Source organism: Anabaena sp. UHCC 0253, assembly GCF_009712085.1.
GTDB lineage: Bacteria > Cyanobacteriota > Cyanobacteriia > Cyanobacteriales > Nostocaceae > Dolichospermum.
Genome location: NZ_VILD01000003.1, coordinates 797,556 through 821,962 on the forward strand (window position 1 = coordinate 797,556; position 24,407 = coordinate 821,962).

The 24,407-nt window shown below is 37.2% G+C and carries 22 protein-coding genes; 15 read left to right on the plus strand and 7 right to left on the minus strand.

What is annotated here, in order from left to right:
* The first annotated feature begins 33 nt into the window (after positions 1–33).
* From FJR38_RS11745 to FJR38_RS11765, 5 genes are all read left to right on the plus strand, one after another.
* Positions 34–483, plus strand: coding sequence for a DUF29 domain-containing protein (locus FJR38_RS11745; RefSeq protein ID WP_168537158.1), 450 nt, complete (start codon positions 34–36; stop codon positions 481–483).
* 113 nt (positions 484–596) lie between these two features.
* Positions 597–2,543 carry a CHAT domain-containing protein gene (locus FJR38_RS11750; RefSeq protein ID WP_168537160.1) on the plus strand — a complete coding sequence of 649 codons (1,947 nt, stop codon included), beginning with the start codon at positions 597–599 and terminating at the stop codon, positions 2,541–2,543.
* A 3-nt stretch (positions 2,544–2,546) separates the two neighbouring features.
* Positions 2,547–2,924, plus strand: coding sequence for a hypothetical protein (locus FJR38_RS11755; RefSeq protein ID WP_168537162.1), 378 nt, complete (start codon positions 2,547–2,549; stop codon positions 2,922–2,924).
* Positions 2,921–4,315 carry a hypothetical protein gene (locus FJR38_RS11760; RefSeq protein WP_168537164.1) on the plus strand — a complete coding sequence of 465 codons (1,395 nt, stop codon included), beginning with the start codon at positions 2,921–2,923 and terminating at the stop codon, positions 4,313–4,315. Before FJR38_RS11755 ends, FJR38_RS11760 begins: the two co-directional genes overlap by 4 nt.
* The gene (locus FJR38_RS11765) at positions 4,294–4,680 is read left to right on the plus strand and encodes a type II toxin-antitoxin system HigA family antitoxin (RefSeq protein ID WP_168537166.1); all 387 of its coding nucleotides are present in this window, start codon (positions 4,294–4,296) and stop codon (positions 4,678–4,680) included. Before FJR38_RS11760 ends, FJR38_RS11765 begins: the two co-directional genes overlap by 22 nt.
* A 239-nt stretch (positions 4,681–4,919) precedes the next feature.
* Here FJR38_RS11765 and FJR38_RS11770 read toward each other — a convergent pair whose 3' ends face one another.
* From FJR38_RS11770 to FJR38_RS29005, 4 genes are all read right to left on the minus strand, one after another.
* Entirely contained in the window at positions 4,920–5,390 is a 471-nt protein-coding gene (locus tag FJR38_RS11770) for a PAM68 family protein (protein ID WP_168494050.1), read from the minus strand.
* 12 nt (positions 5,391–5,402) lie between these two features.
* On the minus strand, positions 5,403–5,672 hold the full coding sequence (rpsO, locus tag FJR38_RS11775; protein WP_168494048.1) for a 30S ribosomal protein S15: 270 nt from the start codon (positions 5,670–5,672) through the stop codon (positions 5,403–5,405).
* Positions 5,673–5,815: 143 nt separating this feature from the next.
* Positions 5,816–6,292 carry a hypothetical protein gene (locus FJR38_RS11780; protein WP_168494046.1) on the minus strand — a complete coding sequence of 159 codons (477 nt, stop codon included), beginning with the start codon at positions 6,290–6,292 and terminating at the stop codon, positions 5,816–5,818.
* A 439-nt stretch (positions 6,293–6,731) separates the two neighbouring features.
* On the minus strand, positions 6,732–6,860 hold the full coding sequence (locus FJR38_RS29005; RefSeq protein ID WP_256366792.1) for a hypothetical protein: 129 nt from the start codon (positions 6,858–6,860) through the stop codon (positions 6,732–6,734).
* A 104-nt stretch (positions 6,861–6,964) separates the two neighbouring features.
* Here FJR38_RS29005 and FJR38_RS11790 point away from each other — a divergent pair, with 104 nt between their 5' ends.
* On the plus strand, positions 6,965–8,032 hold the full coding sequence (locus FJR38_RS11790) for a glycosyltransferase family 1 protein (protein ID WP_168537168.1): 1,068 nt from the start codon (positions 6,965–6,967) through the stop codon (positions 8,030–8,032).
* A gap of 46 nt (positions 8,033–8,078) precedes the next feature.
* Here FJR38_RS11790 and FJR38_RS11795 read toward each other — a convergent pair whose 3' ends face one another.
* The gene (locus tag FJR38_RS11795) at positions 8,079–8,906 is read right to left on the minus strand and encodes an Rpn family recombination-promoting nuclease/putative transposase (RefSeq protein WP_168537170.1); all 828 of its coding nucleotides are present in this window, start codon (positions 8,904–8,906) and stop codon (positions 8,079–8,081) included.
* A 142-nt stretch (positions 8,907–9,048) separates the two neighbouring features.
* On the opposite strand from FJR38_RS11795, the gene rfbC reads away from it, so the two are divergent.
* The 7 genes from rfbC to FJR38_RS11830 all read left to right on the plus strand — a co-directional run bounded on the left by rfbC (position 9,049) and on the right by FJR38_RS11830 (position 17,255).
* Positions 9,049–9,594 carry a dTDP-4-dehydrorhamnose 3,5-epimerase gene (gene rfbC / locus FJR38_RS11800; RefSeq protein WP_168537172.1) on the plus strand — a complete coding sequence of 182 codons (546 nt, stop codon included), beginning with the start codon at positions 9,049–9,051 and terminating at the stop codon, positions 9,592–9,594.
* Positions 9,587–10,474 carry a dTDP-4-dehydrorhamnose reductase gene (gene rfbD / locus FJR38_RS11805; RefSeq protein ID WP_168494038.1) on the plus strand — a complete coding sequence of 296 codons (888 nt, stop codon included), beginning with the start codon at positions 9,587–9,589 and terminating at the stop codon, positions 10,472–10,474. The genes rfbC and rfbD overlap by 8 nt, the downstream gene beginning before the upstream one ends.
* The gene (locus tag FJR38_RS11810; protein ID WP_168494036.1) at positions 10,471–11,547 is read left to right on the plus strand and encodes a glucose-1-phosphate thymidylyltransferase; all 1,077 of its coding nucleotides are present in this window, start codon (positions 10,471–10,473) and stop codon (positions 11,545–11,547) included. The genes rfbD and FJR38_RS11810 overlap by 4 nt, the downstream gene beginning before the upstream one ends.
* Positions 11,548–11,731: 184 nt before the next feature.
* Positions 11,732–12,031, plus strand: coding sequence for a 30S ribosomal protein PSRP-3 (locus FJR38_RS11815; protein ID WP_104389365.1), 300 nt, complete (start codon positions 11,732–11,734; stop codon positions 12,029–12,031).
* Between the two features lie 466 nt (positions 12,032–12,497).
* A complete protein-coding gene (locus FJR38_RS11820; protein WP_168537174.1) occupies positions 12,498–15,644 on the plus strand; it encodes a GAF domain-containing protein in 3,147 nt (1,048 codons plus the stop codon).
* Positions 15,645–15,692: 48 nt separating this feature from the next.
* Positions 15,693–16,982 (plus strand): response regulator, encoded by a 1,290-nt coding sequence (locus FJR38_RS11825; RefSeq protein WP_168537176.1) that lies wholly within the window; start codon positions 15,693–15,695, stop codon positions 16,980–16,982.
* 30 nt (positions 16,983–17,012) lie between these two features.
* Positions 17,013–17,255, plus strand: a complete 243-nt coding sequence (locus FJR38_RS11830) for a hypothetical protein (RefSeq protein ID WP_168494030.1) — start codon at positions 17,013–17,015, stop codon at positions 17,253–17,255.
* A 596-nt stretch (positions 17,256–17,851) separates the two neighbouring features.
* Here the strand turns inward: FJR38_RS11830 and FJR38_RS11835 are convergent.
* On the minus strand, positions 17,852–20,509 hold the full coding sequence (locus FJR38_RS11835) for a DUF3536 domain-containing protein (protein ID WP_168537178.1): 2,658 nt from the start codon (positions 20,507–20,509) through the stop codon (positions 17,852–17,854).
* 248 nt (positions 20,510–20,757) lie between these two features.
* On the opposite strand from FJR38_RS11835, the gene cax reads away from it, so the two are divergent.
* Positions 20,758–21,879: a calcium/proton exchanger gene (cax, locus tag FJR38_RS11840; RefSeq protein ID WP_168537180.1), complete on the plus strand. Its 1,122-nt coding sequence runs from the start codon at positions 20,758–20,760 to the stop codon at positions 21,877–21,879.
* 609 nt (positions 21,880–22,488) lie between these two features.
* Positions 22,489–23,046, plus strand: a complete 558-nt coding sequence (locus FJR38_RS11845) for a peptidoglycan-binding protein (protein WP_254445247.1) — start codon at positions 22,489–22,491, stop codon at positions 23,044–23,046.
* Positions 23,047–23,266: 220 nt separating this feature from the next.
* Here the strand turns inward: FJR38_RS11845 and FJR38_RS11850 are convergent, their stop codons facing one another.
* The gene (locus FJR38_RS11850; protein ID WP_168537182.1) at positions 23,267–23,944 is read right to left on the minus strand and encodes a pentapeptide repeat-containing protein; all 678 of its coding nucleotides are present in this window, start codon (positions 23,942–23,944) and stop codon (positions 23,267–23,269) included.
* Positions 23,945–24,407: the final 463 nt, after the last annotated feature.

Here is a 24,407-nt window from a genome sequence, read left to right on the forward strand (position 1 = left end):
AATAAAATTAGGACATTTACAGGATTTACAGCAATGACACGGACACCAATTGCAGTATCTTTGTATGAGCAAGACTATTTACTCTGGATTGAAGATATTGTCCACAAATTACGGAATAGAGATATAGAAGGACTAGATATTGATAATTTGATAGAGGAGATAGAGGACTTGGGGCGCTCAGATAAACGTGAACTTGAAAATCGGTTAGCAGAACTTTTAGAACATATTCTCAAGCGGAATTATGTGAACATGACTGATTGTTATCGTGAGTGGGTAGAATCAATCATTAAACAAAGAATTGGAATCAGAAAGTTACTCAAAAATTCACCTAGTCTCAAGCCTTATTTTAGCCAAGTGTTTGATGAAGCTTATGCAGATGCTCTAAAAATTGTCCGCAATGGTTATCCACAGTGTGAGTTTCCTGATAAGTGGCCGTTTAGTTGTGATATTGAAGCAATGTTAAATGTTGATTTTTGGGAATAATTGTCAGAATCAGGATGTCCAGGATTTGAGGATTTTCAGGATAATATTGTCCGAAATATGGGAAAATACTATTGAAGCATCATCTAAATGCTACCCTAATCCAGCCCAAATTTATGGATGAACAGCACCTACAGGTCTATCAACAGCTAATTCAACAACTGCTAAGTTGCCCAAATGGAGAAGTTTACCAATTACTGGAAAGGAATGCAGATAAACTTGATGATAATTTTGCCGCAATGTTGCGTTGTTGGGCAAAAAATACTCTAGCGGAAGTACAACCAGAAGAAGCAGAATCTCTCGCTGCAATTATTGGTACTTTAAGTAATCTAATTCAGCAATTCCCATCTGGTGACAAAAGCAACAATATTGAAATTGCCATAACTGGTTATGAAATAGCTTTAACTATTTTTACACGCGCTGATTTCCCTCAAGATTGGGTAACCACACGAAATTTGGCAAGCACATACAATAATCTGGGGACTGCTTACAGTGACAGAATCAAGGGTGATCCATCTGAAAATTTTAAAAACGCACTCGATGCTTTCTCTGCTGCACTTCAAATTTACACCTGCGCTCATCTTCATGAAAACTATGCTGAAGCTTTGACAAATCTAGGGATATTGTATCAAAATTCAAAGCAATTTACCCTCGCTAAATCAACCTTTGCCTCTGCTATTGAAACAGTCGAAAATTTACGAAGTGACATTACTTCTGGAGAAGAAAGCAAACGCAAATTCGCAGAAAAATGGAATCTACTTTTTAGAAGGATGGTTGAAGTTTGTCTAGTATTAGGCAAAGAAACGAAGGCTATAGAATATATTGAACGCAGTAAAACCCGTAACTTAGTAGAACTAATTTCGGCTAATAGAAAATTTACACCAATCCAATATCCAGAAATTCAAAATCTGTTAGATAACGAAACAGCAATTATCCAATTTTATATTTTCAACGATTGCTTCGGTGCTTTCATCATCACCCGTAACAACGACAAACCACTAATTTGGCAATCTAACTCTGAAGACTTAAAAAAATTAAAGGCTTGGATTCTTAACTATGTTCAACTTTATGACCAACATAAAGACCAATGGAAAGATGAACTAAATAATCAACTGATCCAATTAGGACAAATACTCCACATTGAGCAAATTGTTTCTCTAGTTCCTTCCCATTGCCAAAAATTAACTTTAATTCCCCATCGTTATCTACACCTATTTCCTATTCATAGTTTAATAATCAAAGAATCATACTTACTTGACTTATTCCCCAAAGGTGTCGGCTATGTTCCCAGTTGCCAATTACTACAACAACTCCACAATCGTCAACGCGATGATTTTCAATCTCTCTTTGCTATTCAAACTCCCACACCAGATTCATATGAAAAAGATTTAGGAGCAGTTACAACGATAAAAAAACAATTTAAATCTGCTTGTATCTTCAAAGAAGATAAAGCCAAAAAGTCAACAATTTTCTCCATTAATGAAAACGGCAAACAGGTGAGAACAAATCCAAATTTACTCAAAGCTAACTCTGTACTCTTCTTCTGTCACGGTAAATTTGAGTTTAATTCTCCGTTGGAATCAGGATTACAATTAGCTGATGAAAGTTTAAATTTAGCAGATATTATAAATCACTTGAGACTAGAAAATTGTCGTTTAGTCACCCTTTCTGCTTGTGAAACTGGCTTAATAGATACCATTAATAGTAGTGATGAATATATTGGTTTACCTAGTGGGTTCTTTTTAGCTGGTAGTAACAATGTAGTTAGTAGCCTCTGGTTTGTCAGATCAACCCCAACGGCTTTACTAATGATTAAATTTTACCAAGAATTAGAGGAACAGGATAATATTGTATTAGCCTTAAACACCGCACAACGTTGGCTAAGAGATACAACAGTTAAAGAATTTAGAGATTGGTTGAGTAATTTCTCTCTAAGTTTAGGTCAGAAGATAAAATTAGACAAAGAGTTTGCTAAAATTGCTACAGATAAGGGTGAAGAAGTGAAACCATTTGCATCACCTTATTATTGGTCTGCTTTTTGTGCTACAGGTAAAGGAGTTTAAAAAATGTCAGTTTATCAAGCCAGTATCCAGGCTTTTGTCCAAGTAATTGAGTCTCAACCTCATTTGCTAACTATTGAACATTGGACTGAATTAGAGCAAATAAAGAGTAAGTTACCAGCAGATGATAATGAAGAAATTTGCGAAATAATTGAAAATTGGTTGAATATAGAATCCCATGATCAACTTTTACAAGCTTATTCCCAACAACTAAAATTACTGATTTCTGCTTCTGACAAAGAAGATATAACCATCGGCAGAGATGGTAGTAAATCTTCTGCATCACCTAATAAACCAAGTGAATTTGCCAAAGAACTTTTAGAAAATACAATTAAAAAGAATTCACCCCTATCTAATACTCAAAAACCCAATCTAAAACTGTGAAAAAGTTCAGCCTTAGTCTTTATGCTTTTCATCTCCACCACACGCTGACAGAACTCCCTGGTGAAGTTAACGCAGATGCTAATTTGTTGTGGGAAAATCTTATAAAACTAGGTGAAACTTCACTTCCGTTTATGGGGTTAAAAGATTTACGTTCAAAATTGATCTGCTATAACAATGGTAAATATGAACCCAAACGAGAAGAAGGAAGACAAACTCAATGGTTAAGTGATGTTGAAAATTTAGATTTAGGGAGTCTTCCCACCACAGAGGGTTTTAAAATTAATGCTAATATTCAGCCTTTTTTAATAAATGACACCTACGCTGCTGATTTTACCCTGACTCCAGAATCAGTAAATATCTCAATTGATTTACCGCAACTACAATATTTCAAACCAAGTTCCCTGTTACCATCTAATATTCGATCATCTCTAGGACAAACTTTATGGATTTACGGAGAAGTAGATCCCAATGTAGATTGTAATGCAATAGCTGAAAAATTTAGCATTGCTTTAGTTGCAGGGACCAATTTAAACGCTGTGAGAAAAAGTGAAGGAGAATTTTTTGGAAATGCGATATTTGAATATCAAGTAAATGACTCCGACGAACCAAAAAATCCTGCTAAACAATGTCAAATTTTCATAGAGATAAATAATGGTCAATCTTCCATAACTCAATTTTCTGAAAATTATTATGATTGTTTGTTAGAGCTACTTTGCAGTTATCATAAAATCCACTATGTTTATTATTTAGCACGTCAACGCTACTCAGAAGCTAGAGCAATTTATGGTTATTTAGATAATCAGATTCAAGAATTTAATAACTTGGTCAATAACTCCCAAAACCAATTATCTGACTTTAAAAAACTCCTGTCAGAAATTCCCCAAAAAAGCCTTGACTATACTAGATGTTTGCAAGATTTACAAACCCATCATACAACAATTACAACAAATATTACTAATTACATTACCTGCTTAGATAAAATCACAGCCATCGGTAACGGAAATAGCCCTCAATCTTGGCAAGATTTCATTAATAAAGATTGTAAAAAATGGCAGGAACAAGTACAAACAGATATTAACTATCTCACACCGGGACAAGAATTATTTGGGCAATTTGTTGATACAATTCGTGGTATAGTAGAAACAGAACAAACTGAGAGCGATCGCTCGTTAGAAACAACAGTACAAGTATTAGGAATAGGTTTTGGTGGTGGTGCTATATTTTCCGGTGTCATAGTTCAACACATAGATAAAATCAATCAACCCATACCAATTATTTCTCCTCAAACTCCCCTTAATCCCTTTTTTGCATCTTTAATTTTAAGCATAATTGCTACCATTGGATGTACTTTTCTAGCTATGTTGGGTATATGGATCAAAAAACGCAAATAGTTGCTATTTCTCCTTTACTGACAATTCGTAATGAAGAAAAATATGAACAAGCAATTGCAAGATTAAATGATTTAATTGATGAAATCGGTACTAATGAAGAAAATCCTCTTTATCATTTATTAGATACATTAGGAACGATAATTGAGGCTTATGAAACAGAACATTATCCTCTTCCTAATTGTCATGGAAGTGATGTATTAGCTTATTTAATGGAAGAACACAAACTGACTTTATCAGATTTACCTGAAATTGGTTCATCCGAAACGATAAAAGCTATTTTAAACAAAGAAAAAGCATTAACTCTCAATCAACTTCAACAATTAGCAGAACGTTTTCATGTAAACATTAAAGTATTTCTGGATTAGTATCCAAGTTATTAGTCCAAGGGATAAACTTTGCTGATTGTTGAACAATTTCAATGGATCAAAAATCTTAGGGATTAAACTTATGAATAAAAATATAGCGCCAGGTATTTTTTGCTGAATATTGGGTATAAACCAGAAAAATACAGTCTTTTAAACTTCAAGCTGAAGTGATCAAAATTCAACTTCAACAATCATTTTCCAATTTACCCCATATACAGTTACTACCTGGACGCTAGTTGTTAGACGTTCTTTTTCCGGGTATCACGCCAAACTTCGGCCATTCTGCCCCAATTGGTGCTAAATTCACCCAACCCTAGAATACTTCCTGGTCTATCTTCATCCCAAGAAGCAGAAAGAACACCATAGGTGATTCCGATAACTCCTAAACCAAACAATCCCATATTCACCAATAAAACGGCGATAGGAGCAAGTTGGATCTCAGCAAAGGTGACTAATAGATAGCTGACTACCAAACTAGTAATACCTAAAGCTGTGGGGATACCGCAAAAACCAGCCACTCGGCGAATCATCCGCTGGCTAACTACTTCAGGAATCGCCATTTCTTGTTTAGAATAACGACGTTGCTGTTGCGGTTTTTTGTCAGGTTCTTTGGTTTTGATAACGGGCTGACTAATAGCCTTAGCAGGTTTTTGGCGCTTTTTATTTGGCTCAAAAGGTAAGGGAGTACGTTCTGATTCTTCAGCAGCCATAAGAATTAGTTCCTAACCGCGAATACCGAGACGACCAATTAAAGCTAGATATTTTTCCCGACTATCTGCTTGGATATAGGCGAGAAGACGCTTTCTTTGGCCAATCATCTTCAATAACCCTCTTCGGGAGGAATGGTCTTTTTTATTAGCTTGCAAATGTTGACTGAGGCGGTTAATGCGGTCAGTTAGCATTGCTACTTGAACATCGGCCGAACCAGTGTCGGTTTCATGAACTTGGAAGCCAGAAATTAGTTCTTGTTTGCGCTGTTGCGTCAGAGCCATGATTGATTAAATTTTTATTGTTTCTAAATGTACCTAGCAATCTATCATGATATCACAGCCGGCAAATTCTTGATCAGTTGTCAGAAGTGGTAGGGGCAGAGGGGAAAATGACCAATCACCAATCACCAATCACCAATCACCCCTTACTCTGGTGATTTAAGAGCCTGATCTAAAACTTGTCTAGCTTGTTCTGCTTTGGATCTTGCTTCCTGGTAACGCAGATTCGCTTGGGCAAAGTTTTTGAGAACCTTAAAACCTTCTTTGAGATAAGTAATCTCTTCCTCAGTTACGGATTTATCGGAAAATAGTATGTCAATGGCTTTCCGAATTTCTAAGGCTTCGGTGCGTGATTCTTGCACCTTTAACTTCAGAGAAGCTAAATTACTCAGAACTTGAACCGCTTGTGTAATCTCATCTTCACGACTATGAGTATCTGTAATTGGTTCTTTGATTTCAATTAACTGTTGGGGACTAAATCCTTCTTCTAGTTCTGTTGGTAATTCTCCCGCATCCATCAGTTCCATTAGCTGATCCATTGCTTTATCACGAGCTTTAGCGGAATCTTTCCCAGGAACATTGATAATAATTTCGGGACTTTGAGCAAGACTGTACTGAACCATAGCTGTATATATATTAATCCTATCTAATTTGTGAGAAGTATTGTTGCAATTCCGAAGTGCTAAGAGAAAAAAACAAATATTGGTTCAATTATACTGAATCCCCAATTGATTACTTTGCTCTCACCTCTAATTTATCGAGCCGATCATCTTGGATTTGATTGGCACTTAACTCTTCCTGCCTGATTCACTTGATTTCAGATTCAATACCATTGAGTTTACCATCAGCCGCTTAGGACTTACGCAAGTGTCACACCAAAAATCTGTTGTAGGGTGCATCAGGTGGCATAAATCCTGCAAATAAACAGATTATTGATATCTGACGCACCCTACCAATGTGCCAGTTGTGTAAGTCCTGATCTTTTACTTTAGTATCAAATTCTTCATCTACAGGGGGTGTTAAGCAGTAGCGCGAGGCATCTGGTTTCAGTTCTGCTTCTTCTCATAATCTTCCTGCATGGCGAACTGATATACTTTCAATAATTCCTTGTTTCATAATTTCCTCTGTCAGTTCTCTGGCTGTCCAATGGCTGATTGGTCTTCCATAATCTAATGGTGGTGAACAAGCCAACGCAAACAACTGTCTCTACAAGGATTGTAACACCAATTTATTAATAACCCAACTCACTAAAAATGCAATTATCTATTAAATTTTCTCAAAATGAATGATGAAAAATGCAATTAGTCATTAACCTTTCATTTCTCCTCACAAAACCCACAGGTACAACTACTTACGCTCTCAATCTTTTACCTCACTTACAAAAACTTGATCCAACACTTTTAACTTCACAATCTTTCCCGAACAATAATTGCTATCAAACTCCTAATAATCTAACATCAGCACAAGGTATTAAAGGACATTTAAACCGCTTATTGTGGACACAATTCCAACTACCAAAAATTTATCAAACCCTCAAATCTCAACTTTTATTTTCTCCCATTCCCGAAGCACCCCTATATACCAACTGTCGTTTTATTGTCATGTATCATGACATGATACCTCTACGCTTTCCTAAACCCTATTCACCACTCACACCATACCATCGTTACTACGTTCCCCAAGTTTGTAATCAAGCAGAACATATTATTTGTAATTCCCAAGCAACAGCTAAAGATTTAGTTGATTTTTTCCATATTCCTAGTAATAAAATAACACCAATTCCTCTGGCTGGTGATCGCTCACAATTCCAATTCCTTAACCTCCCTAAACGCAATTACTTCCTATACATCGGTCGTCAAGACCCTTACAAAAACCTGCAAAGATTAATTACCGCTTTTTCTGCACTACCTCACAGAAATGACTATGAACTATGGTTAGCAGGACCTTATGATCAACGTTACTCTCCATTATTAGAAATACAAACTCAAGAATTAGGAATTAATCATCTCGTTAAATTCCTTAACTATGTATCTTATGACGAATTACCAATAATTATTAATCAAGCGATCGCGCTAGTTTTTCCCAGTCTTTGGGAAGGATTTGGTTTACCAGTTTTAGAAGCAATGGCTTGTGGTACATCAGTTATTACTTCTAATGTTTCCTCACTTCCAGAAGTTGCCGGAGATGCGGCTATTTTAATTAATCCCTATAATACAGGGGAAATTACAGCCGCAATGCAAACGATTGCCAATGATTCAGAAACAAGAAAACAACTTTCAGAAAAAGGTCTAAAAAGAGCAAATCAATTTAGTTGGGAAAAAACCGGACTGGCTACAGTTGAAGTTTTGAAAAAATATATTTGAGGGATCTTGTCAGTTTCAGATCCCCAAATTCAATAATCATCAAGAATTAATCTTCTTGTTGATCAATATCAGTTATTTCCGTAGAAGGGGATATTGTTGACTGTTTTTGTGCTACATTCCTCACTAATTCTACATCTAAATTTAACTCAGATGCGATCGCTTCCACACTTAACCCTAAACGTAATAGCAAGGGTATAATCTCTAATTTCCCCTCGGATTTCCCCTCTTCCTTAACATCTTGAAAATACCGTGTTTGCTTCAATTCATCTAGTCCAAACATTGCTTCTAACTCCTGACTACTTAAGTAAGGAAACTTGTACACCAGTATCTTATCTACCAATTCTAGAACTTTTTCTTGAATTATTGGCTCTGTTAAAGATACCCGTGCTTGTTCTTTCAGTTTGATTGCTTTTTCCCTAGTTTGCGCTTGTTGCGCTACTATTAATTCTAACATTCCCAAACCAATAGAATCAGCACTTGTTTCTTCCAGTTCATCTAAGTATATACGTGAGATTCTGCCTGGATGAAATAATTCTTGATACTGAATTGGTTCAGCAGTATCAGTGCTACGATTAGGAAATATAGCGACTGCATACCAATTCTGTTGAGGACGATATAACTTCAAGTAGAGAAATATTTCTCCAAATAAGTCCCAGTAAAAATTATCTCGTTGCTGAAATTGTACTTCTACAAAATAGATTAGTTTATCATCATCTGGAGGGAAAAATATCCCATCAAAGCGAAATGCTAACTCTTTAACTTCCACTGAATCAAACTTGTACCCAATGGCATTTGATGGAGATTCTCCTAATAGTTCAAATAGGACAGTTGGTAAAGTTTGAAATATTTGATAGAAAATCGAATCTGTTTTCATCAATGGCTATATATAAAACTACAGATTAGTATACAGGAAGAGGCGATATCCTCTAGTATGGGAAAATTTCTGTGAGATCAAGTTGTAAAATTAACATTTTGTGCTATTGTCTAACTAGTTTTTATAGAAAATTGCATATTCAATGAACATTATCCCTACCTCCATTCCTGATGTACTCATCCTCGAACCCCAAGTATTCCAAGATTCACGGGGCTTTTTTTTGGAATCCTATAACCAAAAAATATTTACAGAAAAACTGGGAATCACGGTTAACTTCGTTCAAGATAATCACTCGAAATCTGAATATAATGTTTTGCGAGGATTGCACTACCAAATTATTCAACCTCAAGGTAAACTTGTCCGCGCTGTTGCTGGGACAATATTTGATGTTGCTGTAGATATTAGAAAAAACTCCCCCACATTTGGACAGTGGATAGGTTACGAAATCAGTGCTGAAAATAAATGCCAAATGTGGATACCAGCAGGTTTTGCACATGGGTTTCTCGTACTTTCAGAAGTTGCCGAAGTTATCTATAAAACTACAGATTATTATGCACCAGGAGGCGATCGCTCAATTCTTTGGAATGATCCAGATTTAGCTATAGATTGGCCTCTCAAAACAGCCCCAATTTTATCAGCTAAAGATAGTAATGCTCAAACCTTTAAAAATGCCGAAGTTTATGAATAAATCCATATTATTAATAGGTAGTAATGGACAAGTTGGTACAGAACTACAAAATACCCTTTCCTCTCACTACAACCTGATTGCAGTTAACCGTCCACAAATAGATTTAACACAACCTGATATCATCCGTTTAATTATCAGAGAAATCCAACCAGAAATTATTATCAATGCTGCTGCTTATACCGCAGTGGATCAGGCAGAAAGTGAACCAGAAATTGCTCATGTAGTTAATGCGATCGCCCCGGAAATTATCGCCGAAGAAAGTCAAAAATTAGGAAGTTTTTTAATTCATATTTCCACAGATTATGTATTTAATGGTAATAATCATTTTCCCTATCAAGAAACCGATATTACCAATCCATTGAGTGTATATGGACAGACAAAATTAGCGGGAGAAATAGCAATTCAAAAAACTTGTCCTCAACATATAATCCTCCGGACAGCTTGGGTTTATGGAACTTATGGAAAAAGCAACTTCGTGAAAACCATGTTACGAGTTGGGAAAGAAAGACCAGAAGTGAGAGTAGTTGCAGATCAAATTGGTAGTCCTACTTGGTCCCAAGATATAGCTTTAACAATTACCCAAATTATCCCCAAATTAACATCAGAAATCGCTGGTATTTACCACTATACAAACAGTGGTGTTGCTAGTTGGTACGATTTGGCGATCGCTATTTTTGAAGAAGCAGAAAAATTAGGCTTTCCCCTCACAATTGAAAACATTATCCCTATTACCACTCCCGAATATCCCACACCCACAAAACGTCCTGCCTATTCTGTCCTAGCTTGTGAGAAAATATCCAAAATCTTGGGAACTTATCCCCCTCATTGGCGACAAAGACTAAGGTTAATGTTAAAAGAATTACAAGAAACATCTCTATGAAAGCACTTATTTTATCCGGTGGAAAAGGTACTCGTTTACGTCCATTAACTTATACAGGTGCGAAACAACTTGTACCAGTTGCTAATAAACCAATTTTATGGTATGGCATTGAAGAAATGGCTGCTGCGGGGATAACTGATATTGGTATTATTATCAGTCCAGAAACAGGAGCAGAAGTCAAAAGTAAAACCGGCAACGGGGAAAAGTTCGGTCTAAATATCACCTATATTTTACAAGAACAGCCCGCAGGATTAGCCCATGCAGTCCAAGTTGCGCGTCCTTTTTTAAAAGATTCCCCATTTGTTATGTATTTGGGAGATAACCTGATTCAACAAGGGGATTTAAAATCATTTTTGGATAAATTTACTCAACAGCAGCCCGAAGCCTTGATTCTTTTGCGGGAAGTGCCAAATCCTAGTGCTTTTGGTGTGGCTAAGGTTGATGAAAAAGGCAGAGTATTACAGTTAATTGAAAAGCCAAAAATACCCCCTTCAAACTTAGCATTGGTAGGGGTTTATTTCTTTTCACCCCTGATCCATGATGCGATTTCTCTAATTAAACCTTCAGCTAGAGGTGAACTAGAAATCACGGATGCTATCCAATGTTTAATAGATCAACAACAGCAAGTTGTCGCTTGTAATCTGGACGGTTGGTGGTTAGATACAGGTAAAAAAGATGATTTATTAGAAGCTAACCGTCTCATTCTTGATACCTGTTTGACAAAATCAATTTTAGGCGATGTTGATACTAAAACTCAGATTATTGGCAGAGTGCAAATTGGGGCTGAATCGAAAATCATTAACTGTACAATTCGTGGACCTGTAGTGATTGGTAATAATTGTTATTTAGAAAATTGTTTTATCGGACCCTATAGTAGCATTGCTGATCATTCAACACTGATAGAAACAGATTTAGAACACAGCGTTATTTTAGAAGGTGCTAAAATTACCGGCATTCAGCAACGAATTATTGATAGCCTGATTGGACAACGTGCAGAATTAACTATTGCACCCCGCCGTCCTAAAGCCTTACGCTTTTTAATTGGTGATGATTCTCAAATAGAATTAACGTGAAGCTACTTATTTTGATAAATAGCAACAATCATATCACATATTCAGCAAAATTAGTAAAAGAATTAAGTGGTCTATTCCCCATTTTCCAGTTATCAATAGTCATTGGTCAATTGGACAGAGATTGGGTTAAAATGAGGGGTCGCAAACTGAGTAAGTAAAACCCGGATATTCCCCGGAGGTGTAATTGACCAAGTTCATTTTAAAAATTCTCTGGCTAGACGAAAACGTCGCCCTAGCAGTTGATCAGGTTGTTGGTAAAGGCTCTAGTCCCTTAACCAAATACTTTTTTTGGCCCAGAAATGATGCCTGGGAAGAGCTAAAAAAAGAGTTAGAATCCAAACACTGGATTACAGATGTTGATCGCGTGGAGTTGCTCAACAAAGCCACCGAAGTGATTAACTACTGGCAAGAGGAAGGCAGAAACCGTCCAATGGCAGAAGCGCAGTTGAAATTTCCAGAAGTTGCCTTCACTGGTAGCGCCTGATTATTTTAAGTTGGTAATGGGTAATTGGTGATTGGTAATGGGTAATTAAGTAAAATTATCACCAATCACCAATTCCTTGTGACAATTGAGAACTAAGAACGCTTAATAACCCAGATTCAAGACTATTCTGATCTTTTTATAATTCTTCTGCGGTGAATGGGCGCAGGGACTGCGCTCCTATCTCCTGATTCCTAGTACCGCAGGGCGGAATTAAAAATTAAAAATTAAAAATTAAAAAAGCATATTACACAAGCTTCTTGAGAATTCTTAATGGTTGGTTGACTTACGCCCTACTGTACTAGCAACGAAAAGACTTTTTTCAGCAAGCCTTAATTATTATTAAAGTGTCAAAATTTAACCTAGTTAAGATTCAGGATTTATACTAATAAAGAAAATTACTAATCCTATTATCACTGAATGCCACTGGTTAGCATAACTGGTGGTTTTAGGTCAACAAGGTTAAATTATGGAAACTATATTGACATTATTTCCAAATCTTCTAGCGGCTAATTTCTATATACCGCACGGGCATTGCTATCTTTGGCAAACCCCCCTGGTAGGTTTACACATACTCAGTGATGCACTAATTGCGATCGCTTATTTTTCTATTCCCACAATGCTGATCTATTTTGTCAGTAAGCGGAGTGATGTTCCCTTCTCCAATGTCTTTGTCCTGTTTGGTGCTTTCATTATCCTTTGTGGTACGGGGCATCTATTGGAAATATGGACACTGTGGCATCCAGATTACTGGTTGACAGGTATAGAAAAAGCCATGACAGCCATAGTTTCTTGTTATACTGCTTTACAACTAATAGAACTTTTACCACAATTTTTGGCATTGCAAACACCTGAACAACTCCAAATCATCAACCGAGAATTAGAAATCCAAATAGCAGAACGAAAACGCACCGAAGAAACCCTGCAAACCATTGTTAGTAGTACAGCTTCTGTGACTGGAGATGATTTTTTTCCGGCTCTAGTCCAAAATATAGCCACCGCTCTGGATGTTGCCTATGTCATGGTGTCGGAGGTTGTTGATAATTCCTTAGAAAAGCTACATACCCTGGCACTCTGGGCTGGCAATCATCTAGCAGAAAACATTGAATATGAATTGGAAGGTACTCCTTGCCAAGTGGTATTTGAGAGTAAAGTCCTGTGTTCTTATGTAAGTGATTTACAACAAATTTTTCCCCAGGCTTCATTATTGAAACAAATAGAGGCACAAAGCTATGCAGGGGTGTCATTGTTAGATATAAATCAAAGGTTAATTGGCAACCTTTGTATTATTGATACCAAACCCTTTTTTACAGACGAACGCACCAAAGCCCTGTTGAGCGTCTTTGCTGCCAGAGCTGCTACGGAATTACAACGCAAATGGGCAGAGGAAGAGAAACACCAAGCTTATCAACAACTAGAATTCCGGGTGGAGGAACGTACTGCGGAACTTGTAGCCGCTAATAACGCCTTAGAAGTCGAAGTTAGGGAACGAACAATTGCCGAAACTGCGATGAGAGCCATGGCAGAAAGAGAAAAGGCCATTAATGGCGTAATTCTGCGAATGCGTCAAACCCTCAACCTCAAATCTATTTTCAATGTTACTACAACTGAAATACGGCAAACTGTTGAATGCGATCGCGTTCTAATTTACCGCTTTAACCCAGACTGGAGCGGTGAATTCGTGTCCGAGTCTGTTTCCGAGCCTTGGCAAGCCTTACTTCCTCTCCGGGCAGATGATCCCCTACTCACCCAATGTGCCGTCGCTCAATCCGATTGTATTACTACTCAACTTAGCAGTACAGACGTATCCATCCGCGATACCTATTTACAAAATAACCAAGGTGGTGTTTATCGCCAAAAAAATAGCCATTGTTGTGTTAATGACATCTACAAAGCCGGATTCGATTCCTGCTATCTTCAACTTTTAGAAAATTTACAAGCACGAGCCTACATCATTAGCCCCATTTTCTGTGGTCAAAAACTCTGGGGCTTATTAGCAGTTTATCAAAATGGTAGTCATCGAGAATGGCAAACAGCAGAAGTAGGAATTGTCACCCAAATAGGTAATCAATTGGGAGTTGCCGTACAACAGGCAGAACTATTTGCCCAAACCCAGCAACAGGCAGATGAACTCAAAATAGCCAAAGAAGCCGCCGACGCTGCTAACCGAGCTAAAAGCGAATTTTTAGCCAATATGAGCCATGAATTGCGTACCCCCCTCAACGCCATTCTCGGCTTTACTCAGTTGATGCAGCAAGATCAATCCCTAACTGTTGAGTATCAAAAATATATCGAAATCATTAACCATAGTGGTGAACATTTGCTGGCATTAATTAATGATGTCCTGGAAATGTCTAAAATCGAAGCCGGAAGAATCACTCTTTATGAAACAGAGTTTGATCTGTATAAGTTACTTTCCAGTCTCGAATCCATGTTTCAAATCAAAGGACAATCTAAAGGTTTACAACTGATTTTTGACTACGATATTACTGTCCCTCAATATATTAAAACCGATGAAAATAAACTTCGTCAGGTATTGATTAATCTACTAGGCAATGCCATCAAATTTACTGACAAAGGCCATATACATCTGCGAATTAAAAACACGAACGAACAACCATTTACTTCAATACAACAAAACCTCAGTTTTGAAATCGAAGATACTGGATCTGGTATCGCAGCAGCAGAAATTGGTAATTTATTTCAAGCATTTCAACAAACTAGAGCCGGTCAAAAATCCAAAGAAGGAACAGGTTTAGGTTTACGAATTAGTCAAAAGTTTGTGGAATTAATGGGGGGTGAAATTACCGTCCATAGTCAAATCAATCAAGGTAGTTGTTTTAAATTTGCTATTCAGGCTAAATTAGCAGAATTCGTCCCCATTGCCAGTCCATTGTCCAGACAAGGAACAACCACTATTACTCCTGGGCAGGAATATCGTATTTTAGTTGTGGAAGACAATATAGCGAATAGATTACTATTGAGCAAAATCTTAAAAAATCTCGGTTTTGAAGTGCAAGAAGCGGAAAATGGAGAAGAAGCGATCGCCCTTTGGGAACAATGGCAACCCCAACTCATCTTTATGGATATGCATATGCCAATCCTCGATGGTTATGCAGCAACTTCGCAAATTAGGCTCAGGGAAAAATTAATATCTAACCAAGTAATTACCCCCACCAAAATTATTGCGATTACGGCAAGTGCCTTTACAGAACAACGTCAAGAAAGCTTAGATGCCGGTTGTGATGATTTCGTCAGTAAACCATTTCGTTGGGAAGAAATTCTCGAAGCCCTAGTCAAGCATCTACAAGTAGAATATTCCCACCAATCAAATTCAGATACTACAAATACCTTAAACTTAGCAGCTTATACAGCCAAGAAAACTCTTGATAGAGCCGACTTAGACATCATGCCAATTGAATGGATTGATCAATTATACTCCGCTGCCGCCCAAGGAAATGATTACCAATGTATTCATTTAATTTCTCAAATCCCATCTGAGCAAACTGAGTTGATTATAAATTTAACTCGATTAATTGAAAGCTATCAATTTGATCAACTCATGATCCTCATTAAACCAACAGAAAGGCAGTGGAAAAATAATATGTATAATTAATGGTGTACCCATACTTATTTTAAACAAGTCAAACATAAAATTCCTAATATGAATATACAAGATAGAGCATTTTTAGCAGATATCCTCATTGTTGATGACAAACTTGAAAACATTCGCTTCTTATCTGATTTTTTATCAAAACAAAATTATCAGATTCGGAAAGCAATCAGTGGACAAGCAGCATTAATGGCAGTCAAAACCCTGCCACCAGATTTAATTCTCCTAGATATTAATATGCCAACAATGGGAGGATATGAAGTATGTAAAATTTTGAAAACTGATAGCAAAACTAGTTCAATCCCTATTATTTTCTTAAGTGCTGGTAATGATATTAATGATAAAGTGCAAGCCTTTAAAGCTGGAGGTATTGACTATATTACCAAACCTTTTCATCTAGAAGAAGTCCTGTTAAGAGTGCAAAATCAATTAACAGTCCAAAACTTACAAAATGAATTAAAAATTAAAAATGAGCAACTGCAAAATACGATTGTAAAATTACAAAATACTCAATATGAACTAATTCAAAAAGAAAAGCTAGTTAATGCCAGCCGAATTACAGCCGGAATTTCCCATGAAATTAACAATCCTTTGAGTTTTATTCTTGGTAATCTTAATCCAGCATTTGACTATACTCAAACGTTGATTAATTTAGTTCAACTTTATCAACAAGCATTTCCAGAAGCAACTTTAGAAATTAGCAATTTAACTAACGAAATTGATCTAGACTTCCTGATTCAAGATTTTACAAGAATTATGTATTCTATCCGCACGGGTGCAGAAAGAATTAATTCAGTTGTTTGTGCAATGCACATTTTTTCTCGTCTGAATCAATCAGGAATTAAACGATTTAATGTTTGTGATAACATAGATAGTGTTCTCATCACACTAGGTGATCAAATTACATTAAAAGATAAATCTTCACTAATTTCAGTTCGCAAAAACTATGAAGATATACCAATGTTGATGGGTCATGCAAATCTATTTAATCAAGTATTACTCAATCTTCTTCAAAATGCGATTGATTCATTTGATTCAGATTTAATTTCTATGATGGATAGTTTCTTTGAACCGACAATTTGGATTACTACAAAATTGATAGAAGAAAATCAAATAATGATTAGTGTCAAAGATAATGGGATAGGAATTTTAGAAGAGTATCAAGAGCATTTATTTGAGCCATTTTTTACTACTAAATTAGTGGGAAAAGGAGTAGGACTCGGTTTATTTACGAGTTACCAAATTATTACAGAAATTTACAAAGGTACTTTGACTTATTATAGTTGTCCTGAAGGAGGCTCAGAATTTCTAGTGAAAATCCCGTTAACACAAAATTTTTAGGCTAGAATGGATTTTGAGTTTATCATTTCTATGCCCAAAAAACTCAAGATTCAGTCCCGTAAATTCCCTAAAGCTGTAACTTTTTCTTTATATCTCTTTGGTGTTATGGCTGTTTTGATCGCTTCTTTTCCTTGGCTTTATGAGGTAAAAACCAAAGCTGGTATTAATATTTCCCAAAAGTATCATGCTGGGAGTTTGCTGGAAAAACATACTTATGGACTCTTTCGGTGTGAGTGGCTGTATCCCTACCACTGTGACCGTTCCCAAGATTAAACTTTGACACTCTCAGGGCTAAAGCCACTGAGATTCTTGGTTCAACGAGTCCACTTAACTTAGAACCCTTGCGGTATCTAAGCCAGAGGTGGTTCTCTCCCCAAACGTTAACTTTCCCTCTGCCCGAAGGTAGTTGCATTACTGCAAATTTTGATTGAGTTTATAATTCTGTGTCGTCTAGCTCCCATGAAGATTTTACCTATTCCTGGGCAGGAACTAGAACTATGGAATAGAACCCCATATCTTCAGTTGTCAAGGTACAGATTGCCGTTAGGCAGTTAGGTTTTTATACAGGTTGATTACCATTCCTGTTGTGAACAGTATAACACCATTGAGAGTAAAGATAACAAAACTTCGCGCACCTCAACCAATCTTCATGAAAAGAAAGACTCTATGCGGTTAAAACCGTGGTCAGTGAGCTTGCGATGCCCTGAGCCTGTCGAAGGGTCGAACTGCACGAGCGGTCACTGAGCTTGTCGTTAGCGTAGCGTGGCGTTAGCCATAGTGTCGCTTATATCTCAGGTCTAAAGACACTGAGCTTTACGCTTACCGGATGCTCTTGTAAGATCATGGTGGGCATTGCCCACCGTCACAATTTAAGCCAATTTGTTAATAAATTGACTAACATCAACAGCTAATTTTTCGCCTAACTTCAATAATTGACGACATTGAATAGTTTCGGCTTCACTGTCAATACTGGTAATTCTTGGCAAGATTTGACTATGTAAACAACTTAAATAAAGTTCTTGGGAATGGTTTAAACTGATGCCAAGATGTAATTCATACCCAACATCAATCAATCGTTCTAAACATTGGATATCTGCATTCAGATTACCATTGCCATCATACAAGAGTTGCCACAATAAACGGTCTATCAATTGTTCTAAGATTTGATTGCCTTCCAGGATATTTAATTGACAACGCAGATGTTTGGCTTCAGTAGCGATCGCCTCTAATTCGACAATATGATTCCAGCTTAATTGCGGTTCACTAATATCTTGTTCTAGCGATCGCAATGTTGTCATACAACGATGTCCTAAAGCAATCTCCGCGGCTGCTTGCAATTCTCGTGGAACTTCTAACCCATCTCGATGAAAAGCCATAATCACACTGTAATTATCCCGATATACTTGAGTATATATTTGGTCTAATCTTGTCAGTGTTTCTTGGCTCAAAAGTCGCATAATTCGATGACGTTCTTCCGCAAATAAAGTCTGTAAATTAAAGGCTTCACCGCCAAACATTTGAGTCATCACCAAAATAATATGAGCCACACTAGCCTGTTGTAAAGCTGCAAACAGCTTATCTTTAATTTGGCTATAGTTACGTCGTCCAGCAAACTGTTGAATGCAACAGTGAAAATCCCAACCACCCAAATGCAAAACGGCAAATATTAAATGTTCACTTTCCCAAGTAATATCTGACACTAGCTGCAAATGCCCGATTGCCATAGTTAACGGACCCATGCTTTGCTTATGGTAATCTAGCTCATGAGCTGCATAGCAATAAACACGCTGATGATGACCATGAGGATGTTTGTTTTTATCTGTCTGTTGTTCTGGGGGCGAATTTTTGTGATGATTAAATAGAGAAGTAATGGCGTAATGGGTGGCAACTTGTTTAAACCCAATTTGGGCAGTTAATACCAATTGACGATATATTTCTGCACCATGTTTAAATTCTTCTACATTACTGGGAGCTAAACTCAGGCGTTTAATAAAGGCCTTTTCTAATTGTATACCTGCCACATCTCCTGCTAATTCTAAAGCACGGGAAGCATAGCGTAAAATTTGTGTTCCTTCTGGGCGGGAAATTTCTTCAAAAAACCAGCCGCAACTGGTAAACATGAGTAAAGAGTGACGCTGCATTTCTAACAAGCGTAAAGCTTCTACCTGTTCAGCCGCTTGGAGTTTGCGAGTTTGGTGACGGGACAAAAAACGGCTAATATTAGTAGTAGTGCGATCGCCCATGACTTGAATATATTCGTCCCTAGCTTGCCAAGGATCACGAAATAATAAACTGCCATATTCCTCATACACCTCAGTTAACTGATCCCGCAGCCAATTTAAAGCATTTCGTAACGGCCGCCGCCATTTTTGATGCCACACACCCCCTTCACCACCGCAACCGCAATCATCTTGCCATCTATCAACACCATGAGCGCAACTCCACGCTGTAACCGATTTTAATTTTACTTCCCAAGAAGGAGTATTTAAACTTAAATAGTGAGCGAAGTTAGTCACAGTCCAACCATGACGAGGAAACTCACCAATAAAGGCATAAGCTAACGTCTTTTCTGTTCCCTTTTTATGATGTCCAAAGGTTTCCCCATCTGTAGCTACAGAAATTAATTGTGACTGACGATGATCCCCGCGAATAGCCGCCCCAATTCTGCCCGCAAAATGATGGGAATTGTAGACAACATCACTAAAACCCATATCCCTGGAAATCGGACCATCATAGAAAAAGATATCAATATAGGGAGTTGATTTTTTTGCCGACTCTTTGCTATCTAAATAACAGCGATAAGGACGAGTTGGATCAATCTGATTACCCCCTACCTCATGCCATTGACTATCAGGATTATCCTCTGTGGAGAGAGGACGACAACGCTGGGCTTGAGATGGAGCTAAAATGATAAACTTAATCCCTTCCGCTACTAATGCTTCTAGAGTGGCATAATCTACCGCTGTTTCTGCCAACCACATTCCTTCGGGATCACGGCCAAAGCGAGAACGGAAATCTTCTTTACCCCAGCGAATTTGGGTATATTTATCGCGTTCATTGGCTAGGGGTAGAATAATGTGATTATAGACTTGAGCGATCGCATTTCCATGACCATTTAGGCGATCGCAGCTTTTAGCATCAGCCTCCAAAATCCGCTGATAAAGCTCTACATCATAGCGTTCCAACCACGACATCAGTGTTGGACCGATATTAAAGCTCATGTATTCATAATTATTAACAATTTTCACAACCTCGCCTTTGTCATTCAATACCCGTGCAAAGGCATTAGGACGATAACATTCCCAGTGAATGCGCTCATTCCAGTCATGAAAAGGAGCAGCACTAGGTTGACGTTCAATTGCATCAAGATAAGGATTTTCTCTAGGGGGTTGATAAAAATGACCATGAACCGTGACATAAACACCCTGAGCAGTTTTGAGGGGATCATGTTCAGGACTGTATTTAGACTCTTCATCAAACGGTAATATTGAGCCAGAACTACTTGGTATTTCCGCAGCAGAAGTCATATATTGTTATCCAAATAAATGTGCAATTTTGAAGAAGATTCTTGCTATATCTACCTTTCTACAATTGTTCTCTCACAAAATCAGTGATAAATAACACCTATGAAACAAAACTAAATTTTGTCACTACATAATATTTCTCGATAAGTTAAATTAACCACCCAATGACAATCCCTTACAGATATGATAGGTATTCAAATGCACATAATTTTTTAGGCATCTGTGCAAAATCCCCTGAACTAAAGGTAAAAATGTCAATCAAGAACATTATTTTCACAGTTCTGCTGCTGTTTATACCCATATCTCTCGCAGCCCATTTTTTAGAATGGGGAGACTTGATAGTTTTTATTACTGCTGGATTAGCCATACTGCCCTTAGCAGCTTGGATGGGTACAGCTACCGAAGAAATAGCCGTAGTTGTCGGTCCAATCCTGGGCGGATTTTTAAACGCGACTTTTGGCAATGCTACAGAATTGATTATTGCCTTAGTTGCCCTGAATGCAGGCTTAATTGAGGTTGTCAAAGCTAGTATTACTGGATCAATTATCAGTAACTTACTCCTAGTCATGGGTTTATCCATGTTATTAGGCGGAATCCGTTATAAAGAACAAACATTTGAGTCAGTCGTAGCGCGGGTAAATGCTTCTTCCATGAACTTGGCAGTGATTGCCATTTTGTTACCAACGGCTATGAACTATACCTCCATTGGTATTAGCGAAACAACCGTGCAGAATCTTTCCCTAGCTGTAGCTATAGTCTTAATTCTGGTTTATGGCTTAACACTGCTATTTTCTATGAAAACTCATGCCTATTTGTATGAAGTTGGTGTAGCAGAGATCGTAGATACAGCAGAAGCAACAGAAACAACAGATGTAGAAGAAGTCTCCCATGAAACACCAAATGTTTGGTTGTGGAGTGGTGTACTTTTAGTTTGTACCCTGTTAGTTGCCTTTGAATCAGAATTGCTAGTTGATTCTTTGGAGGTGGCTACATCTAAACTAGGTTTAAGCGCGCTATTTACCGGGGTAATTGTAGTTCCCATTATCGGTAACGCTGCTGAACACGCCACCGCAGTCACCGTAGCCATGAAAAATAAAATGGATCTGGCTATGTCTGTCGCTGTGGGTTCAAGTATGCAAATTGCCCTATTTGTTGCCCCAGTTTTAGTTATTGCTGGCTGGGTAATTGGTCAACCAATGGATTTAGATTTTAACCCTTTTGAATTAGTAGCTGTTGCTGTCTCAGTTTTAATCGCTAATAGCATTAGTTCTGATGGTAAATCTAATTGGTTAGAGGGGACATTACTCTTAGCAGCTTATACTGTCTTGGGTTTTGCCTTCTACTTCCACCCAGTTGGCAATGCTATGGGTTAATTAATTGTATCTCACATGGTTGATACAACCGGGAACAGTTTTGAATGCAATGCTTGTCGGTTAAAGGGGAAAGGGAAAAAGTGCAAGAAAAAACCTTTACCCTTTTCTTTCTCAGATTTACATGATTTATTATCTGATGTCTATTGAATATTTTTTTAATAATTTGAACTCCCTTAAGACAGATGAATATAATTAATAATTCTTATAGTCTCAAATTAGATCATTCTTTTGATATCAACCTATAGATTTTTTTAGTATCTTTACTTGTCATTAACCCACTGGCTAGTTAGCAGTAAGCTAAAACACATCTACTGTGCATAATCAGATTGACTGAATATCTTGTGGGATGGACATTTTGCCCATCTTAATAGTGTGTTGTCATATCAAAAGTTGGTATAAACTACGTTATTTTTTAATATTTCAAAATAGTGATTGTTTTTCATTCAGAGGGAACAGGGAACACTATGGCTTACGCCACGCATCTTTTAAAAACATCTTTTTTTGACTGAGTTTTAAACTGGTCCAAATGAGCGTTTCTTATCTGTTCCCTGTTCCCTGTTCCCTTGTTTTGTAAGCTATCACGAATCAACAGAATGGCTATAAAATACAATGACTGAAATCGGACTGCTGATGATGGGTGTATTTAGTCCAAAACAACTAAATATACCCCATTTTCCCCAACAGGAACTTTTTAAATTAGAAAATGTTGCCCAGTTAGCAAATCGTCAATTAAATAAGTTAGTTGCTTATGATCAAATTACACCACCTGAATTTATAGACATAAGTGAAACTTCCCCAACTCATCTTTCTGTTCTCTCATTTCGACGAAACCAAATTTTTGAGCAAATTGCCAAAAAACAGATGTCAACCCATTCTTTTGAATTAGCTGATGCCGGTAATATTCCTATGACCACTAGAAAGGGTGTTCAGTTGTCAACCAGATATTCCAGAATTCAAGCCAGACCTTTGCCCCTGATTGCTTTTGGTAGTTCAGGTACATCGGTGAGAGTTTTACAAAAACTTTTAGTTTCTAATGGTTATGGAATCACTATTGATGGTGTTTTTGGACCAATTACCGAAACTGCTGTCAAAGCTTTTCAAAATCGTCGGCGTTTATCAACAGATGGTATAGTTGGTCAAAAAACTTGGTCGCAACTAACAATGTAATTAGTCAGTTGTCAGTTGTCAGTTGTCAGTTGTTCGTTGTCAGTTGTTCGTTATCATCTCAATAATGGAAATTACGAGAATCATATAGGACTAATATCTGATTTTTGAAATAGCGACAGCGTAACGCACCCTAAACTTGATTAATGGTGCGTTACGGCTTTGCCTAACAACTCTGGAAAATTATACCAAATATTCGGGTTTTCCTGTTAATAGGCAAGTTCTAATTGGGATAGCATTCTGGATCATAGCGGTTGTAAGGGCTATCACAGGTTGGATTTTTTGGTTCTTTGGCAACAGCAAGTTCTGGATTTACTGAAGAGGGAAATTGAGTATTTTCATTGTAAATTGCTTGATAGAAACTAACTCCTATTTTCTGCCCTGGGTAATGGGTTTCGCATCTGTATTTGTTGAAGCTGTCATATCTGTCATATCTGTCATATCTGTCATATCTGTCAGATGTATATATACTTGAATCACATCCGTTCAGATCCCTACTATCCAAGTTAGCATCAGTCAAGTTTGCGCCTTGAAAATTGATAAAATCATTTACATAGTGGTATCCACTTAGATTTGCCCCAGTTAGGTTTGCTCCACCGAAGTCTGTATCGGAAAAAGATGCCTCGGTCAAGTCTGCTCCAGTCAAATTAGCATTATTTAATTTAACACTAATGAGATCGGCATCATGTAGGTTAGTACCAGCTAAATTTGCTCCACTCAGGTCTGAGAAGCGTAAAAAAGCATCAGTTAGGTTTAAACCACTCAAATCTGCTCCAGTTAAGTCAATATCTTGGCTTCCTCTCCCACCGTGTAAATTCCAATTATTCCATTGTTCAACACCACTTTTGAGAAGGTCAAGTTGAGTTTGATTATAAGCCCAAGCATTACTAGAAACCCACATTCCGCAGATGTAACTCAGATTATTGATATTTTTGAAAAATCCCAGCCAGGAAAATTTTATTTACCTAATTTTTCTGGTTGAGTTTAACTTTATCTACCAAAAAATAGAGAATATTACCGAAATTAATTTCGCTAGGTTTTAAAATAGATTCTCTCTCTCAATTAAAATAGTCATTTCGGCTTAAATAAACATGACAATTACAGCAAAAAATATTTTCACTCTTTGCTAAAAATTTCTATTTACTAATTTTATCGATCACTATCTACATCTTTTTTGGTCTAATAAACTCTCATCAAATAATTAGATAATATTTACTACAACTCCTTCCTAAATACCTGACAATCTTTTCACGTTCCTCCGTTAAATTGCTCATTTGTTTTTGTCCATTTATGATTACCAAATGTACAGCCTGAAACATCTGAAATACCCCACCTCATTGTCGGTTTATTTGTGATTTTATTGA

Excerpts from the sequence above, each read along its gene's own strand:
- FJR38_RS11745 (WP_168537158.1), top strand. The coding sequence starts at position 34 with ATGACACGGACACCAATTGCAGTATCTTTGTATGAGCAAGACTATTTA.
- FJR38_RS11750 (WP_168537160.1), top strand. The coding sequence starts at position 597 with ATGGATGAACAGCACCTACAGGTCTATCAACAGCTAATTCAACAACTG.
- FJR38_RS11755 (WP_168537162.1), top strand. The coding sequence starts at position 2,547 with ATGTCAGTTTATCAAGCCAGTATCCAGGCTTTTGTCCAAGTAATTGAG.
- FJR38_RS11765 (WP_168537166.1), top strand. The coding sequence starts at position 4,294 with ATGGATCAAAAAACGCAAATAGTTGCTATTTCTCCTTTACTGACAATT.
- FJR38_RS11770 (WP_168494050.1), bottom strand. The coding sequence starts at position 5,390 with ATGGCTGCTGAAGAATCAGAACGTACTCCCTTACCTTTTGAGCCAAAT.
- rpsO (WP_168494048.1), bottom strand. The coding sequence starts at position 5,672 with ATGGCTCTGACGCAACAGCGCAAACAAGAACTAATTTCTGGCTTCCAA.
- FJR38_RS11780 (WP_168494046.1), bottom strand. The coding sequence starts at position 6,292 with ATGGTTCAGTACAGTCTTGCTCAAAGTCCCGAAATTATTATCAATGTT.
- FJR38_RS11790 (WP_168537168.1), top strand. The coding sequence starts at position 6,965 with ATGCAATTAGTCATTAACCTTTCATTTCTCCTCACAAAACCCACAGGT.
- FJR38_RS11795 (WP_168537170.1), bottom strand. The coding sequence starts at position 8,906 with ATGAAAACAGATTCGATTTTCTATCAAATATTTCAAACTTTACCAACT.
- rfbC (WP_168537172.1), top strand. The coding sequence starts at position 9,049 with ATGAACATTATCCCTACCTCCATTCCTGATGTACTCATCCTCGAACCC.
- rfbD (WP_168494038.1), top strand. The coding sequence starts at position 9,587 with ATGAATAAATCCATATTATTAATAGGTAGTAATGGACAAGTTGGTACA.
- FJR38_RS11810 (WP_168494036.1), top strand. The coding sequence starts at position 10,471 with ATGAAAGCACTTATTTTATCCGGTGGAAAAGGTACTCGTTTACGTCCA.
- FJR38_RS11820 (WP_168537174.1), top strand. The coding sequence starts at position 12,498 with ATGGAAACTATATTGACATTATTTCCAAATCTTCTAGCGGCTAATTTC.
- FJR38_RS11825 (WP_168537176.1), top strand. The coding sequence starts at position 15,693 with ATGAATATACAAGATAGAGCATTTTTAGCAGATATCCTCATTGTTGAT.
- FJR38_RS11830 (WP_168494030.1), top strand. The coding sequence starts at position 17,013 with ATGCCCAAAAAACTCAAGATTCAGTCCCGTAAATTCCCTAAAGCTGTA.
- FJR38_RS11835 (WP_168537178.1), bottom strand. The coding sequence starts at position 20,509 with ATGACTTCTGCTGCGGAAATACCAAGTAGTTCTGGCTCAATATTACCG.
- cax (WP_168537180.1), top strand. The coding sequence starts at position 20,758 with ATGTCAATCAAGAACATTATTTTCACAGTTCTGCTGCTGTTTATACCC.
- FJR38_RS11845 (WP_254445247.1), top strand. The coding sequence starts at position 22,489 with ATGACTGAAATCGGACTGCTGATGATGGGTGTATTTAGTCCAAAACAA.
- FJR38_RS11850 (WP_168537182.1), bottom strand. The coding sequence starts at position 23,944 with ATGTGGGTTTCTAGTAATGCTTGGGCTTATAATCAAACTCAACTTGAC.